At 62.9% G+C, this 14,591-nt stretch carries 17 protein-coding genes and 1 tRNA gene; 11 read left to right on the top strand and 7 right to left on the bottom strand.

Going from position 1 to position 14,591, the window contains the following annotated elements; all coding sequences use genetic code 11:
• From ACSW29_RS18835 to ACSW29_RS18815, 5 genes are read left to right on the top strand one after another with little or no spacing between them, the layout of a single operon-like run.
• The gene (locus ACSW29_RS18835; protein ID WP_003939830.1) at positions 1 to 771 is read left to right on the top strand and encodes an ATP-binding cassette domain-containing protein; all 771 of its coding nucleotides are present in this window, start codon (positions 1 to 3) and stop codon (positions 769 to 771) included.
• Positions 768 to 1,811 (top strand): ABC transporter permease, encoded by a 1,044-nt coding sequence (locus tag ACSW29_RS18830; protein WP_020970933.1) that lies wholly within the window; start codon positions 768 to 770, stop codon positions 1,809 to 1,811. The genes ACSW29_RS18835 and ACSW29_RS18830 overlap by 4 nt, the downstream gene beginning before the upstream one ends.
• Positions 1,766 to 2,857 carry a phosphotriesterase family protein gene (locus tag ACSW29_RS18825; protein WP_448277992.1) on the top strand — a complete coding sequence of 364 codons (1,092 nt, stop codon included), beginning with the start codon at positions 1,766 to 1,768 and terminating at the stop codon, positions 2,855 to 2,857. Before ACSW29_RS18830 ends, ACSW29_RS18825 begins: the two co-directional genes overlap by 46 nt.
• Positions 2,850 to 3,602, top strand: a complete 753-nt coding sequence (locus tag ACSW29_RS18820) for a glutamine amidotransferase (protein ID WP_003939869.1) — start codon at positions 2,850 to 2,852, stop codon at positions 3,600 to 3,602. Before ACSW29_RS18825 ends, ACSW29_RS18820 begins: the two co-directional genes overlap by 8 nt.
• Positions 3,599 to 4,225, top strand: a complete 627-nt coding sequence (locus ACSW29_RS18815; protein WP_448277991.1) for a TenA family protein — start codon at positions 3,599 to 3,601, stop codon at positions 4,223 to 4,225. The genes ACSW29_RS18820 and ACSW29_RS18815 overlap by 4 nt, the downstream gene beginning before the upstream one ends.
• A gap of 97 nt (positions 4,226 to 4,322) precedes the next feature.
• On the opposite strand, the gene ACSW29_RS18810 is transcribed toward ACSW29_RS18815, so the two are convergent.
• Both ACSW29_RS18810 and ACSW29_RS18805 read right to left on the bottom strand, forming a co-directional pair.
• A tRNA-Met gene (locus tag ACSW29_RS18810) sits at positions 4,323 to 4,396 on the bottom strand.
• A gap of 53 nt (positions 4,397 to 4,449) precedes the next feature.
• Complete coding sequence (locus ACSW29_RS18805) at positions 4,450 to 5,160, bottom strand: FadR/GntR family transcriptional regulator (protein ID WP_448277990.1); 711 nt, start codon at positions 5,158 to 5,160, stop codon at positions 4,450 to 4,452.
• 98 nt (positions 5,161 to 5,258) lie between these two features.
• Here ACSW29_RS18805 and ACSW29_RS18800 point away from each other — a divergent pair, with 98 nt between their 5' ends.
• From ACSW29_RS18800 to ACSW29_RS18785, 4 genes are read left to right on the top strand one after another with little or no spacing between them, the layout of a single operon-like run.
• Entirely contained in the window at positions 5,259 to 6,008 is a 750-nt protein-coding gene (locus ACSW29_RS18800; RefSeq protein ID WP_230815154.1) for a (Fe-S)-binding protein, read from the top strand.
• Positions 6,005 to 7,525 carry a LutB/LldF family L-lactate oxidation iron-sulfur protein gene (locus tag ACSW29_RS18795; protein ID WP_448277989.1) on the top strand — a complete coding sequence of 507 codons (1,521 nt, stop codon included), beginning with the start codon at positions 6,005 to 6,007 and terminating at the stop codon, positions 7,523 to 7,525. Before ACSW29_RS18800 ends, ACSW29_RS18795 begins: the two co-directional genes overlap by 4 nt.
• Positions 7,522 to 8,148, top strand: a complete 627-nt coding sequence (locus ACSW29_RS18790; protein WP_448277988.1) for a LutC/YkgG family protein — start codon at positions 7,522 to 7,524, stop codon at positions 8,146 to 8,148. Before ACSW29_RS18795 ends, ACSW29_RS18790 begins: the two co-directional genes overlap by 4 nt.
• 58 nt (positions 8,149 to 8,206) lie before the next feature.
• Complete coding sequence (locus tag ACSW29_RS18785) at positions 8,207 to 9,022, top strand: mycofactocin-coupled SDR family oxidoreductase (protein ID WP_019745487.1); 816 nt, start codon at positions 8,207 to 8,209, stop codon at positions 9,020 to 9,022.
• A 6-nt stretch (positions 9,023 to 9,028) separates the two neighbouring features.
• Here ACSW29_RS18785 and ACSW29_RS18780 read toward each other — a convergent pair whose 3' ends face one another.
• Both ACSW29_RS18780 and ACSW29_RS18775 read right to left on the bottom strand, forming a co-directional pair.
• Positions 9,029 to 9,667: an LON peptidase substrate-binding domain-containing protein gene (locus tag ACSW29_RS18780; RefSeq protein ID WP_020970928.1), complete on the bottom strand. Its 639-nt coding sequence runs from the start codon at positions 9,665 to 9,667 to the stop codon at positions 9,029 to 9,031.
• Complete coding sequence (locus ACSW29_RS18775) at positions 9,667 to 10,143, bottom strand: DUF309 domain-containing protein (RefSeq protein ID WP_020970927.1); 477 nt, start codon at positions 10,141 to 10,143, stop codon at positions 9,667 to 9,669. Before ACSW29_RS18775 ends, ACSW29_RS18780 begins: the two co-directional genes overlap by 1 nt.
• Positions 10,144 to 10,283: 140 nt before the next feature.
• On the opposite strand from ACSW29_RS18775, the gene ACSW29_RS18770 reads away from it, so the two are divergent.
• Positions 10,284 to 10,628, top strand: a complete 345-nt coding sequence (locus tag ACSW29_RS18770; protein WP_007730031.1) for a YciI family protein — start codon at positions 10,284 to 10,286, stop codon at positions 10,626 to 10,628.
• Between the two features lie 6 nt (positions 10,629 to 10,634).
• A complete protein-coding gene (locus ACSW29_RS18765) occupies positions 10,635 to 11,876 on the top strand; it encodes an RNA polymerase sigma factor (RefSeq protein WP_080909891.1) in 1,242 nt (413 codons plus the stop codon).
• An 8-nt stretch (positions 11,877 to 11,884) separates the two neighbouring features.
• Here the strand turns inward: ACSW29_RS18765 and ACSW29_RS18760 are convergent, their stop codons facing one another.
• The 3 genes from ACSW29_RS18760 to ACSW29_RS18750 all read right to left on the bottom strand — a co-directional run bounded on the left by ACSW29_RS18760 (position 11,885) and on the right by ACSW29_RS18750 (position 14,573).
• On the bottom strand, positions 11,885 to 13,297 hold the full coding sequence (locus ACSW29_RS18760) for an FAD-binding protein (RefSeq protein WP_448277987.1): 1,413 nt from the start codon (positions 13,295 to 13,297) through the stop codon (positions 11,885 to 11,887).
• A gap of 62 nt (positions 13,298 to 13,359) precedes the next feature.
• Positions 13,360 to 13,938, bottom strand: coding sequence for a DUF7822 domain-containing protein (locus ACSW29_RS18755; protein WP_317825845.1), 579 nt, complete (start codon positions 13,936 to 13,938; stop codon positions 13,360 to 13,362).
• 35 nt (positions 13,939 to 13,973) lie between these two features.
• On the bottom strand, positions 13,974 to 14,573 hold the full coding sequence (locus ACSW29_RS18750; protein ID WP_448277986.1) for a TetR/AcrR family transcriptional regulator: 600 nt from the start codon (positions 14,571 to 14,573) through the stop codon (positions 13,974 to 13,976).
• Between the last annotated feature and the right edge of the window lie 18 nt (positions 14,574 to 14,591).

Raw genomic sequence — 14,591 nt, 5'->3', positions numbered from 1 at the left:
ATGGCACCTCCACTGATCGAACTCTCGGGCATCACCAAGTCGTACGGACCGGTGAAGTCCCTTCAAGGAGTTGACCTTCGGCTGGCGAAGGGTGAAGTACTCGGAGTTGTCGGCGACAACGGCGCCGGCAAGTCCACCCTGATGAAGATCCTCGCGGGCGCCGTCCAGCACGACGGCGGCGAAATGCGCGTCAACGGTGAACCAGTGCGCTTCTCGACTCCGCTCGACGCGCAGCAGAAGAAGATCGGCATCGTCTACCAGGACCTGGCGCTGTGCGACACGCTCGACGTCGCGAGCAACCTGTTCCTCGGCAGAGAACCGCGAAAAGGTCCATTCCTCGACCGGCATGCCATGCACGAGAAGGCGGCTCACATTCTCGCCGACCTGCATGTCAAGGTGAAGTCGACCTACCAGGAGATCGGGCAACTGTCCGGCGGGCAGCGGCAAACCGTCGCGATCGCCCGCGCTGTTTCCTTTCGGCCAGACGTACTGATCCTCGACGAGCCCACCGCAGCGCTTGCCGTCGCCGAGGTCGAGTCGGTGCTCAAGCTGATCACGGACGTTGCAGCGGCCGGAGTGGGCGTCATTCTCGTGACACACCGCCTGCAGGACCTGTTCCGCGTATGTGACCGAATCACGGTCATGTACGAGGGGCAGAGCGTCGACGACGTTCCGATCGGCGACCTGAACATCGAGTCCCTCGTCGGACTCATCACTCGAACTCCGGTGCCGCAACGGACATCGGCAGCAACACAGGGAGCCACGGCATGACCACTCTCGAGAAGACCCAGGCGCCGATCGAGCGCAAGCTCGCCGCGAAACCCTCCTTATGGGACAGCGTCAACAAACCGACGCTCGCGATGCTGGCGGTGACAGTTGCTGTCGCAGCCGTCTTCTCGGCAACCACGTCGTCATTCCTGACGTTCACGAACCTGTCGAACTTGGCGACCCAGATTGCGCCGGTTCTGATCATCGCGGTAGCAATGACATTCGTGATCACGGCCGGCCAGATCGACCTGTCCGTCGGTGCGATCGTCGCGTTCGTCGCGGCGATGAGTGCCGAGCTTATCCAGGCCGGCGTCGATTCGTCCCTGGTCTTCGTCGCCGCCCCGGTGATGGGTGCGGCCTGGGGTCTGGTCAACGGGTGGCTCGCCGCCTATCAGGGCATTCCGCCGTTCATCGTGACTCTGGCGACGATGTCCGTCATTCGCGGTATCGCGCTGTATCGGACCGAAGGATTCTCCGTTCCGGTTCCGGCCGACACTTACTTCGCGAAGCTCGGAACTGCTGAGTTCCTCGGGTTCTCCGCCAGCGCCTGGATTGCTCTCGTCGTCGTGATCATCGGAGCAATTGCGCTCAACCGCATGCGCTTCGGGCGCTACGTCACCGGTATCGGATCCAACGTCGAATCCGTGCGACGGTCCGGCGTCAATACGCGTCGAGTGCTCATGATGACGCTCGTCTTCACCGGCTTGGCTGCCGGTATCGCGGGACTGCTGATCGCGGCTCGACTGGGCTCGGGTTCGGCCAACTCCGCAACGGGATTCGAGCTCACGGTGATCACCGCGGTGGTTCTTGGTGGCACCAACCTCTTCGGCGGTCGCGGCACCGTTATCGGTACCGTCATCGGCGCCGTCCTGACCGGCATCATCGCCAACGGACTGACCCTGCTCGGTGTGAGCCCGTTCTTGACACCGATCATCACCGGTGTCGTTCTGCTCCTGGCCATCTGGATCAACATGCGGGGACACACCCTGAGCGCGCTGTGGCGACACCTACAATCCGCACCCTCGGGGCCCGCACGCTCATGAGCAAGGTTCGTACTGTCACGGGAATTGTGGACAGCTCGGAACTCGGACTGGTTCTCCCACACGAACATCTGCACAACGACGTCACCGGTGCGTACACCGAGGCCCCGGATCCGGTTGTGGCACAGCGGTTGGCCGGTCCGGTACGTGCCGAGGATGCGTGGCTTCTTCACGACAATCCGTATTACAGTCTCGACAATTGTCGAGTCGACGACGCAGCGGCCGTGGTGGACGACCTTGCGGACTTCGCCCGCCTCGGTGGTCGGACGATCGTCGATCTGACACCGCCGGGACTGGGCCGGGCGCCGGAGAAGTTGGCGGAGTTTTCGCGAAAGTCAGATGTGCGAGTGATCATGGGTTCAGGGTGGTACCTCGAGACGACCCATCCGGTCGAGGTCCATGAACTCGGTGTCGACGATCTGGCAGGTTCGCTCGTCGAGGAGTTCGATCCGGCAAAGGAATTGGCTCCTGGCGTGATCGGGGAGATCGGAGTCTCCCCGCTCTTCACTCAGAACGAGGCGAAAGCGTTGAGGGCGGCATGCATCGCCCAGCGCGAGGTGGACGTGCCCCTGTTCGTCCACCTTCCGGGATGGCAGCGCGTCGGACATCACGTCGTCGACATCGTGGTCGACGAGATGGGCGTCGATCCGCAAGCAGTGGTCCTGTGCCACATGGACCCGTCCGGACACGACGCCGACTACCAACGATCGCTCGCCGACCGCGGTGTCTTTCTCGAGTTCGACATGATCGGGATGCCTTTCGATTTCCCCGGCGAGGGTCTTTCGCCGCATCCGGCGGAAACAGCCACTGCGGTAGCCGGATTGGTCACCTCCGGTCACGCATCACAGCTCCTGCTCAGTCACGACCTCTTCCTCAAATCAATGCTCAGAAAGCACGGCGGAAACGGATTCTCCTACGTACCACTCGCCTTCGCCGCCCGGTTGGTGCGCGCAGGCGTAGATCCCCAGCAAGTGTCCGCACTGATGCGAGACAACCCGAGGTCGCTCTTCGAGCAGGCCGCGAAAGGAAACAGAAGCAGTCATGGGTAAACGAGTACTGATCGCCGGCGAGAGCTGGATGACGACGTCGACGCACGTCAAGGGCGTCGACGAGTTCAGTGTCCATTCCTACGTCGAGGGAGTCGGTCCGCTTCGGGATGCGCTCACCTCACGTGGCCACGACGTGACACACATGCCCGCACACCTGGTGCCGACGCAGTTCCCCGGTACCGCAGAAGCGTTGTCCCAGTTCGACGTCGTCGTTCTCTCCGACATCGGAGCGAACTCGCTGCAGTTGGCTCCCGGTGTCTTCGACCAGTTCCGCGCCGGCGAGGATCGCCTTGTCGCGCTTCGTGACTGGGTGAACGCCGGCGGCTCACTGATGATGATCGGTGGCTACCTCTCGTTCTCCGGATTCCAAGCGCGAGCAGCTTTCCGCCAGACCGCGATCGCCGAGGTACTACCCGTGACGATGCTGGCCGAGGACGATCGCGTCGAGACACCGGCCGGGATCGTTCCCACCGTCGTCGATGCTGCTCACCCGGCTCTCGGTGGTGCCGGGGATTCCTGGCCGGCGCTCCTGGGATACAACCGCGTCGTCGCAAAGGACGGTGCCGTGGTTCCCGCCACCATCAACGGTGATCCGCTTGTCGCTGCCGGTGAATACGGCGCCGGACGGTCGATCGTCTTCACCTCGGACTGCTCGCCGCACTGGGCTCCGCCGGAGTTCTGTGAGCAGTGGCCCGGATACACCGACCTGTTCGACGGCTTGATCAGTTGGGTCGCCGGCGAATGAGTCGGTCCTCAGATCTGCTCGCGCGGCAGCAGAGTAACCTCGCTGCCGCGCGGGCGGTTCCATTCATCACGGACACCATCGGCGGGACGTTGAGTGATGAGGGATTTCGCCGGTACCTCGTGATCGAAGAGGCATTTGTACTGACGGCCGTCAAGGTGTTGGGGTTGGTGGTTGCCGAATCCCCGACGCTCGACGACGCGCTCGACCACGTGACGTCGATGTCCAACCTGGTCGGCGAACAGCGCGAGTATTTCGCGCAGTTGCGTTCCCGCTTCCCGTACAAGGGTGACGCAGCGGCGCTGGTCGAGGAGTCGGCCGTGCTGTCCACACACGCCTTGGCCCTCGCTCGCGAAGAGGGCAGGGCGGCGGCCCTGGTGGGCATGTACGCCGCGGAAACCCTTTATCTGTCGTGGTGCCGGGAGGCTGCGGCCCTGAAGGTCGAGCGCGAACCAGCGTTGCAGGACTGGGTGGACATGCATGTCGCTCCGCCGTTCGTGTCTCAGGTGGCGGTGCTGGCGTGCGAGGTGGACGCCATGCCCGAGTCCGTCACTGACGAGGACCTGGATCGTTGGTTCTCCGGCATGCTGGCCGCGGAGATCGATTTTCACAAAGTGGCGGTGTGAACGACTGCTGTGCGCCTTTGTTAACACCCGGCGGTTAATAGAGGCGCACAGCAAAAGGCCCGTAGGTCGCTTTCGCAACCTACGGGCCTCTTCTTTGTAGCGGGGACAGGATTTGAACCTGCGACCTCTGGGTTATGAGCCCAGCGAGCTACCGAGCTGCTCCACCCCGCGTCGGTGTGAAACCAACAGTACACGACTTCTGGAGGTGCAATTACCACCCCCTGTCACCGGCTGGAGTGAGCGCTTTCCGAGTAGTAACCGCGGATGTGGCCGACTACGCGCTGACGTGCGAGTTCGCCGTCGCCCGCGTTGACCGCATCGACCAATCCTCGGTGTTCGTGACGTAGTCGCGTGCAGGTGCTCGGCCAGCTGTCGAACTGGACGCCCGCGAGAACGTAGGCCTCGATGGACTCGCGCAGGCCGGTCATCATGGCTGCGATCACCTGATTGCCCGCCGCGTCGGCGAGCGCCACGTGGAACTGTGCGTCGAGTAGCAGGAATTCCTCGGCCGAGAGAGCTGCGTCGTCCATCGAGTCGAGCAGTTCGACAGCGGCGCTGAGGTCAGGTGACGGGGTTCGCGATGACAGGGACTGCATCACCTCGGATTCGAGCACGAGTCGTGTCTTCACCACGTCCGAGACCGGAAACCCTTGTGCTGCAACCTGCATTCGCATCAGCATGGTCATGCCGCCGGTCGGTCTGGCCACGATCATCGCTCCGGACGTCGGGCCGGATCCCGTCTGCGCTTTCAGCAGGCCGAGAGCTTCCATAACGCGCAGGGCCTCGCGGACCGATGACCGTCCGACGCCCAGTTCTGCCGCCAGAATTCTCTCTCCCGGAAGCCGCTGGCCTGGAGAGACCTCGCCTGAAACGAGCCGACGTTCGAGATGGCTCAGTACTTGTTCCCACGCTCGTGGGCTCGGCTCGGTCGGCATGAGGCAAGAGCATAACCGGGTGGGCGTCGTTCATGGGGTGGCCTGTCCAGGGATGTATTACTGTGGTCAGACCACACCGACAGATTGCGGGGATCCACATGCGCGTAGCGCTGTTCGCCACCTGCATCGGGGACACGATGTTTCCCGACGCCGCCAAGGCCACCGCCCTCCTGCTGACCCGTCTCGGGCACGACGTCGTGTTTCCGTCCGGGCAGACCTGCTGCGGGCAGATGCACGTCAACACCGGCTACCAGCCAGGTGCGCTGCCGCTGGTCGCGAACTACGCCGATACCTTCGGTGACACGTCGATCGACGCCGTTGTCGCACCATCGGGATCGTGTGTCGGTTCGATCCGCCATCAACATGAGATCGTCGCCGAGCGTTACGGGACCGCGTCACTGTGCGGACAGGTGCAGACCGTGAAGGCAAAGACGTATGAGCTTTCCGAATTCCTCGTGGACGTTCTCGAGGTCACCGATGTGGGCGCGTACTTCCCGCACCGGGTCACCTATCACCCGACCTGTCACTCACTGCGCATGCTGAGGGTGGGAGACAAACCACTTCAGTTGCTGCGCAACGTCCGCGACATCGATCTGGTCGAACTCCCCGAAGCAGATTCCTGCTGCGGCTTCGGCGGCACGTTCGCCATCAAGAATGCCGAAACGTCGACGGCCATGCTGGCGGACAAGATTCGCCACGTCGCCGACACCGGCGCCGAATTCTGCAGCGCCGGAGACTCCTCCTGCCTCATGCACATCGGCGGCGGGATGTCACGACTGCAGATGGGCGCCAAGACCATTCACCTCGCGCAGATTCTGGCATCGGTGGAAAGCCGGGTGCACGCATGAGCGTTGTTACGCTGGGTCTGCCCAGCTTCCCGCCGAGGTCACCCGAAGGTGCAGGGTTCCTGCGAGGTACTGAGAAGTTTCCCGCCGCAGCACATCACGAGCTGGCCAACGCGCAACTGCGACGCAATATCGGCAAGGCGACGCACACCATCCGTGCCAAGCGCATCAACGTGACCGGCGAGCTTCCCGATTGGGAAGAACTGCGTGATGCCGGATCCGCGATCAAAGCCGACGTCATGGCGCGGTTGCCGGAACTGCTCGAACAGTTCGAAGCTGCAGTCATCGCGCGCGGTGGGCAGGTGCATTGGGCAGCGGATGCCAACGAGGCCAACGCCATTGTGACCGAACTTGTCACAGCCACCGGCTCCGACGAGATCATCAAGGTCAAGTCGATGGCCACGCAGGAGATAGGTCTCAACGAGCATCTCGAAACCCAGGGCATCACCGCCTACGAGACCGATCTCGCGGAATTGATCGTCCAACTCGGCCACGACAAACCGTCGCACATTCTGGTTCCCGCGATCCATCGCAACAGGTCCGAGATTCGAGAGATATTCCTTCGTGAGATGCCAGATGTCGATCCGAACCTCGGGGAGAATCCGGCCGAGCTCGCCGCAGCCGCACGAAAATTCCTGCGCCACAAGTTCATGACGACGCCGGTCGCAGTCTCCGGTGCCAACTTCGGTATCGCGGACACGGGAACACTGACCGTCGTGGAGTCGGAGGGCAACGGGCGAATGTGCCTGACGCTGCCGAAAACGCTGATCACCGTGATGGGCATCGAGAAGATTCTGCCGACGTATCAGGATCTGGAGGTCTTCCTTCAATTGCTGCCGCGGTCGTCGACGGGGGAGCGGATGAACCCGTACACCTCCCTGTGGACCGGCGTGACGCCTGACGACGGTCCACAGGAATTTCACCTGGTCCTCCTCGACAACGGCCGGACCGCCGCGCTTGCCGACAAGATCGGGCGGGAAGCCCTGAGCTGCATACGGTGCTCGGCGTGCCTGAACGTGTGCCCGGTCTACGAGCGCACCGGTGGCCACGCCTACGGATCCACCTATCCGGGACCGATCGGCGCGGTACTGACTCCGCAGCTCGCGGGCATGCATGGCAAAGACGATCCGAATTCGACTCTTCCTTTTGCCTCGAGTCTGTGCGGTGCGTGCTTCGACGCCTGCCCGGTCAAGATCGACATCCCGTCGCTGCTGGTCGAATTGCGGCACCAGAAGGTCGAGCAATCCGGTGTCACGGCAGAGTCTTTGGCGATGAAAGCCGCATCTCTGGCGATGTCGACCGAGGGCAGGTGGACGCTGGCTCAGGAAGCTGCCGGGCTCGGACGCGTCGTGGCCGGCAGGAAAGGGAAGATCTCCACGTTGCCCCCTCCACTGAACGGTTGGACAGCTGCCAGAGACATTCCCGCTCCACCCAAGCAGACCTTCCGATCCTGGTGGGACTCCGACGAAGGCCGCGATGCATTGGACGAGGCTCGTCATGACGGGAAGGCAGACAGATGAATTCACGTGACGTGGTGCTCGGACGCATTCGTGATGCCATCACCTTGGCGCCCGCCGGTGAAGGCGAGGTACCGCGAAACTACCGGACTGGCAGAACCATGTCCGACGGGGAACTCATCGATTTGTTCGTCGACCGTCTGGTGGACTACAAGGCGCACGTTCACCATTGCGCTGCAACAGAAATCGCCGATGCCGTCGCCGGAATACTGAGACAGCACGGACTGAACACTCTGGGAATCCCCGCCGGCCTCGACCGATCATGGGTAGCCGGATTCGACGGAACGCTGGTGGTGGACAGCCCGGACGTACCGGCTCCCGAACTCGAGAACCTCGACGCCGTTGTCACCGGCTCGAAGGTAGCGTGCGTCGAGACCGGCACCATCTTCCTCGACGCCGGTCCGGAGCAGGGACGTCGTGCGTTGACGCTGGTACCGGACACACACATCTGCGTCGTGTATCGCAGCAGTGTGGAAGTGGGAGTGCCGGAGGCGATTGCGCGGCTGACGCCGCAGCGTCCCACCACCATGATCAGCGGCCCGTCGGCAACCTCCGACATCGAACTCGAACGCGTCGAAGGTGTACACGGTCCGCGAAATCTGCACGTCGTGATCGTGGATGGCTGATTCCCGCCGAGCGGGAACTCAGGGGCAGCGGGCCACATCAGCGTCTAACGTCCCGGCCATGACACAACTCTTGGCAGGCAAGGTCGTCTTCATCACCGGTGCAGCGCGGGGTCAGGGACGCAATCACGCGATCCGACTCGCGCAGGAAGGTGCCGACGTCATCGCTGTCGACGTGTGCGCGTCGGTGTCTGAAGACGTGGGTTACGCGGCCGCGACTGAAGCCGACCTCGAAGAAACGGCCCGTCTCGTGCGAGCAGAGGGGCGCGAGATCGTCACCGCGGTAGCGGATGTGCGTGACCTCGAGGCGCTGCGGGCGGCGGTGGCGTCGGGCGTCGACAAGTTCGGTCGCCTCGACGTCGTGATCGCCAATGCGGGCATCGCTACGTGGAATCGTTTCTGGGAGATGCCGGAAGAACAGTGGTCGACGCTGGTGGACATCAATCTCAATGGTGTGTGGCGCACGATGGCGGCTGCGGTTCCCTCGATGATCGAGGCGGGCAACGGTGGTTCCATCGTGATCGTCAGCAGTGCTGCCGGCGTCGCCGAAGCGCCTGGTTGTGCGCACTACTCGGCGGCCAAGCACGGCCTCGTGGGTTTGGCTCGCACTGCTGCAACGGAATTGGGAAGCTTCGACATTCGAGTCAACAGCATCCACCCTGGCGCGGTGGAGACCGAGATGGGCAACGATCCCAACGTCGGTAAGGTACTCACTACTCATCCGGAGTACATGAACTCGTACAAGTGGCCGCTCACGTCCGTCCCACGCACCACCGTCGAGGACATCTCCAACGCCGTGGTCTACCTTGCGACGGACCTCTCCCGCGCGGTCACCGGGACGAAGATCGTCATCGACATGGGTCAGACGATGGCGTAGTCGCGCTCAAAGCAGATTGAACTGCGCCACCTCGATGGTGTTCTCGACCGCCTCCGAGAGCGTGCGAATACGTTCGTCGGCGCCTGGCGCGGTCAAAATCGCCAGGCGATCGGCGTCACCCATCGGAATGTTTCTGGCTAGGGCATACAGCCGAGAACCCAGCGGATCCAAGGGATCCGGTGGGACGGGCATTCGCGGAGTCTGTTCGCCGGCCCGAAGTGCGAGCTTTCCCAACATTCCGTACATGAACTCGATGCGCTCGAGGAGAGAGTCGTATTCGTAAGCGGTGACAGGTGTTCCGTTGTTCTCGTCAGGCCACAATTCGACCTCGGCGAGTGGGTAAGGATCGTCCGGCAGCCAGCGATTGACGCGGATACGGTCTTCGGTCCGGCAATACAACTGATACCGTCCGGCACCCATTGCGACATGAGACTCGATCCGAGCCAGAGTGCCGACGTCGTGGCGTGATTCGCCGCCACCGACCTCGTGGCCACGAGCGATGAGCACTACTCCGAACAGTGGGCCGTCGGCAGCTTCGAGAACATTCTCGACCAGTGCGCGGTACCGAGGCTCGAAGATGTTCAGTGGCAACACCTCACCCGGAAGCAATGCAGAGCCGAGCGGAAACATGGGGAAGATGGGCATCAGGGGATTCTCAACCTCGGAATCGGAGGGGCGGGGAAATCGCCGGGGCGATCGATTTCAGCGAGCAAGTGCTCGGACCACATCAGCAGGCCGGGGATGTCGAGGCCGTGCGGACTTTCCACTTCGTAGTGCCTGATGCGGTCGTGACCCTGGCCGAGGAGTGAGACGGCACCGGTGTTGTTGCCCCGAAGTAGATGGGTGAGCCCGACGGCCAATTGAGCCAGTCCCTGCCACAGGTCACGCTCCTCGGCGGGAGCGTCCTTCCACGTTCCTTCGAAAATTTCGTGCGCGTGAAAAGGCATCCCGTGGTCGAGAAGACGCTGAGCCTCGGTGATCGACTCGTCCGGCGGGAGGCGCACATCGTCGGGAATGCGCGGGACGCCGCCCGCTGCGTCACGTGGCAGTGGACGGCCGAGTCCGTCGCGGGGCCGCGAATTGAGGGGCTTTCCAGCGGCGTCCCGGTCGCGTTCGGTCATACACTCAGCCTAACGGCAGCACCTCGGACGAACCCGCCGAAAGTTTTTTCGAGTCGCCTGTCGATTCCGGGGAGAACCGTTCGTCGTCATGTTGTAAGGCAAGAAAGCCGGAAGAGAAACAACAGACCAAGGAGTCAGTCATGAAGTACATGTTGCTCATCTACACCGCGCCCGGCGGAGACACCGAACCCCAGTGCACGTTCGAGGACTGGCAGCAATACGACAAGGAAATGAAAGATGCCGGTATCTGGGTGTCCGGCGATGCCCTCGCCGACCTGACGACTACGACAACGGTTCGAGTCTCGCAGTCCGGAGAAAAGACCGTCACCGACGGACCCTTCGCTGAAACCCGTGAGATCCTCGGCGGCTACGACGTCATCGACGTTCCTGATCTGGACGCGGCGCTGGCCTGGGCCGCGCGGTGCCCCGGCGCGCGCGACGGCGGCAGCGTCGAGGTGCGTCCACTGGCCGGGTTCGGGGACTGATGCGCCGTGGACGAGCAGGCCGAGAACTCCATCGAGTCAGTGTTCCGGGAGGAACGTGGACGACTCTTGGCCTCGCTCGTCCGCCGTTTTGGTGATCTGGATCTGGCCGAGGAAGTTACCTCCGAAGCCGTCGAGGCCGCGTTGGTGCACTGGCCGGTGGACGGAGTGCCGGCCAAACCCGGCGCCTGGCTGCTGACCACGGCGCGTCGCAAAGCCGTCGACAGGCTTCGTCGTGATCAGGCCTATGCGGCGCGATTGGCGGTGATGCAGGTGGACGCCGATCGTGCCGACCCGGCGCCGCCCACGGTCGACGGAGAACTTCCCGACGAGCGGTTGCAGCTGTTCTTCACCTGCTCGCACCCAGCGCTGGCCGAGGACGACCGAATCGCACTCACCTTGCGTTGCCTCGGAGGGTTGACGACGCCCGAGGTTGCTCGGGCCTTCCTCGTGCCTTCGGCGACCATGGCGCAGCGGATCGTGCGTGCGAAGAAGAAGATACGTCAGGCTCGGATTCCCTTCCGAACTCCCAGCGCCGAAGAACTCCCGGAGCGTCTGCCCGGTGTTCTGCAGGTGATCTATTCGGTGTTCACCGAAGGGTATGCCGCCAGTTCGGGTCCGGATCTGCAACGCGTCGACTTGGCGGTAGAGGCAATCAGGCTGGCGAGGATCTTGCGCGCTTTGCTTCCCGATGAGCGCGAGATCGCCGGGTTGCTGGCGTTGATGCTCCTCGTCCACGCGCGTCGGGATGCCCGTACCGACGCCGGTGGCGGGATCGTCCTCCTCGAAGATCAGGATCGCGGGTGCTGGGACCAGCCGATGATCGAGGAAGGCAGCGACCTCGTCGTGGTCGCGTTGACCGGGGGAGCGCCGGGGCCGTACGGGGTGCAGGCTGCCATCGCCGCATTGCATGACGAGGCGGCGGATGTGGAGAGCACCGACTGGCCGCAGATCTGCGCGCTCTACGGAGTGCTCCTCACGTTGACGCCTTCGCCTGTCGTCGCAGTCAACAGGGCAGTGGCGCTGGCGATGCGCGACGGCGAGGAGGTTGGGCTGGCAGCTTTGGAAGAACTGGCAGCGGAGCCCAAACTTGCCGACTACCACCCGTATCACCTCGCGCGCGCCGAACTGCTCGCCCGGTTGGGGCGCACCGACGCGGCAATGTCTGCATACCGACGTGCGCTGAATTTGGTTGGTACGGAACCGGAGCGGGCCTACTTGGAGCGTCGACTCGGTGAGATCTCTGACTGATCAGCGCGTCAGATCAATTCGAGTCTTCGGGCCATGTCGGACACAAAAACACCTGTCGGATCGATATTCCTGCGCATCCGGATCCACTCGTCGATTCGCGGATACATCGAGTGGAAGCTTGCTGCGGTAGTCCGAGAGTCCTTCGCGGTATAGAGGCGACCGCCGAATTCGAGTACCCGTTTATCGAGCGAAGCGACGAACTCACCCAGTCCGGGCTTGATCGGGAAGTCGAAGGCCACGTTCCACCCGGACATCGGAAAGCTCAGTGGCGCTGCGTTTCCTTCGCCGAAAAGTTTGAAGACGTTGAGCGCTGAGTAGTGTCCCGAATGCTGGATATCGCGGATGATGCTCTTGAATTCGTCCACCGCGGCGACGGGTACCACGAACTGGTATTGCAGGAATCCCTTGGACCCGTAGGCACGGTTCCACTCACCGATGAGGTCGAGCGGATGGTAGAACTGCGTCAGATTTTGGACCTTCCCGACGTAGTTGCCGCCGGTGCGGTAGTAGAACTCGCCGATCGCAGAGGCCGAAAGCTTGTTCATCAAGCCGTTGGGGAACACGTCCGGCGTCGTGAACAGTTGTGGCGCATCGAACTTCAACGGATTCTTCTGCAACTTCAGTGGAAGCTGGTCGACGGTCGCCAACGAACCACGCGTGATCGAGGCCCGGCCGAGCTTCGGCGGCGCACTGACCGCGTCGAACCAGGCGCTCGAATATGTGTAGTCGGCTTCGCTGCCGTCGCTGTGAAAAGCGACGGTTTCATCCAGGCTCGCGGTCAGAGCGCCGTCGTTGACGAAATACGCCGTTTCGGTCGGCGTCATCTCGAGGGTGACGCGAAGGATGATCCCGGTCAGTCCGATTCCGCCGACGGTAGCCCAGAAGAGCTCGGATGTCGGGCCTTGCGGCTCCAGTGTTCGGATACTGCCGTCAGCAGTGAGCAGATCCATCGAGCGGACATGATTTCCGAAGCTGCCTTCGGTGTGGTGGTTCTTGCCGTGGATATCGCAGGCGATCGCTCCGCCGATGGTTACCTGGCGTGTTCCGGGGAGCACCGGGACCCAGAGGCCGAACGGTAGTGCCGCCCGCATCAGCTGATCGAGGGACACTCCGGCGTCCATCTCCACCAGTCGGGTCTCTACATCGATCTTGTGAATTCGACGGAAGGCAGTCATGTCGATTACCAAGCCGCCGGTGTTCTGCGCGTTGTCTCCGTAAGACCGACCCAGACCGCGGGCGATGACTCCGCGTCGGAGGTGCAACGGCTTGTCTGCATTGTCGTCTGCGACGCGGGCGACGGCCTTCGCGATCCCCTCTACATCAGGGGTCGAAACGACGTGCGAGGTCGTTCGGGCTGTGCGACCCCAACCGCCGAGGACAGTGGACGCAGTGGTTGGCAGATCGGTGGAGTTGTCGGGCACGAAATCCGAGGGTACCTGTTTGCGGACCAACTGGTCTGAAACCGATGGCTGCGCCGGTTCGCCTATCGCGAGAGGTCGAGATCGAAGTACAGGGTCTCGGACCAGTAACCGAGGCCGAGTTCGCGTAGCGGTTCCTCGACGCTCTCCTGAGTCGGCGTGAACAGTCGCTCCCAGAAGCGCGGCTTGGCGGGTGCGAGCGTGGCCAAAGCTGCCTCCATCTCCGCATCGATGTTCGCCAGACCGGCCATCAGGGCCGTGCTCTGTTCGGCGAACGGTTCGTCGTCCATGTCGAAGATTTCGCCGCACTCGAGGACGAAGTAGTGGTCGGGCTCGGTGTGGCTGCGCAGGAAACGCAGCGCATCGCCGGCCATCGTGCCGAGTTCGGGGTGATCGATGCGGCCGAGGAAGTCTTCGAGCCGGGCGATCCCAGGACCACAGGGCGCGGTGACCGCGATCAGGTCGGGGGTGTCGTCCCAGATGATCGACTGGCGGGCGAGCGGATTCACGGACACAAGGATCCGGGGGACCAGCGGTATCGCGTACGACCACTCCGAGACTCCCCTGAGTCCACGGGTGCGAGTGGCAGCCGGATTCTCGTGCGGAGCAACAGGGGTCGAGTAGAGATAGGTGCGGTTGGCCACTGGCCGAGTCCTTTCTGCGGTCGGTGTCACCTGATTCAGGCGGCGCCCACCATCCTCAATGCCAGGTCTCCGTACAGTTTTCCAATGTCTTTCGGATTCGTGTAATTGCCGGCTGGGAACCAGCGGCACACGTCGACGCACAGGGACATCAAGGCGAGGGTGACGCCTTCGGCATCGGGGATCGTGAAGTCGCCCGACTGGACGCCGGCGTCGACAACCTCCCGGACCACCCGCGTCGTGCTGCGGCGAAGCGCGACGACGGTTCGGTAGTGCTCTGGTGTGAGTGCAGTGAGTTCGTATTGGACGACGCGAGCGAGTGAGTGGTGCCCGGCCTGCCAACTGGCGAAGGTGCTGACCAGTTCCTGCAAGCGAACGGACGGTTCTTCTCCCGGTCTGTCGGCGCCCTCGACCACCTTCAACGCTTCGGTGTGACCTTCGAAGCTGATCGCGAAAAGCAGCTCTTCTTTCGAGCGGTAGTGCGGGTACATGGCGGCGGGACTCATGTCGAGTCGTGCGGCGATGTCACGGGTGGTGGTGCCGCCGTAGCCCGCGGACGCAAAAGCGTCCACGGCTGCCGCGCGGATACGGGCCGCAGCTTTGGAGGGGCTGATCACCACGTCAGGTGAATCGCTCACGGTTTCCTCCAGGTGTGA

The organism is Rhodococcus sp. GB-02, assembly GCF_053470465.1.
The sequence above is the reverse complement of the archived record's forward strand: the minus strand, read 5'-3'. Positions and strand labels throughout refer to the sequence as shown.

Bases quoted from the DNA above. Each gene is read 5' to 3' on its own strand.
- ACSW29_RS18835 (WP_003939830.1), top strand. From the start codon at position 1: ATGGCACCTCCACTGATCGAACTCTCGGGCATCACCAAGTCGTACGGA.
- ACSW29_RS18830 (WP_020970933.1), top strand. From the start codon at position 768: ATGACCACTCTCGAGAAGACCCAGGCGCCGATCGAGCGCAAGCTCGCC.
- ACSW29_RS18820 (WP_003939869.1), top strand. From the start codon at position 2,850: ATGGGTAAACGAGTACTGATCGCCGGCGAGAGCTGGATGACGACGTCG.
- ACSW29_RS18815 (WP_448277991.1), top strand. From the start codon at position 3,599: ATGAGTCGGTCCTCAGATCTGCTCGCGCGGCAGCAGAGTAACCTCGCT.
- ACSW29_RS18805 (WP_448277990.1), bottom strand. From the start codon at position 5,160: ATGCCGACCGAGCCGAGCCCACGAGCGTGGGAACAAGTACTGAGCCAT.
- ACSW29_RS18800 (WP_230815154.1), top strand. From the start codon at position 5,259: ATGCGCGTAGCGCTGTTCGCCACCTGCATCGGGGACACGATGTTTCCC.
- ACSW29_RS18795 (WP_448277989.1), top strand. From the start codon at position 6,005: ATGAGCGTTGTTACGCTGGGTCTGCCCAGCTTCCCGCCGAGGTCACCC.
- ACSW29_RS18790 (WP_448277988.1), top strand. From the start codon at position 7,522: ATGAATTCACGTGACGTGGTGCTCGGACGCATTCGTGATGCCATCACC.
- ACSW29_RS18785 (WP_019745487.1), top strand. From the start codon at position 8,207: ATGACACAACTCTTGGCAGGCAAGGTCGTCTTCATCACCGGTGCAGCG.
- ACSW29_RS18780 (WP_020970928.1), bottom strand. From the start codon at position 9,667: ATGCCCATCTTCCCCATGTTTCCGCTCGGCTCTGCATTGCTTCCGGGT.
- ACSW29_RS18775 (WP_020970927.1), bottom strand. From the start codon at position 10,143: ATGACCGAACGCGACCGGGACGCCGCTGGAAAGCCCCTCAATTCGCGG.
- ACSW29_RS18770 (WP_007730031.1), top strand. From the start codon at position 10,284: ATGAAGTACATGTTGCTCATCTACACCGCGCCCGGCGGAGACACCGAA.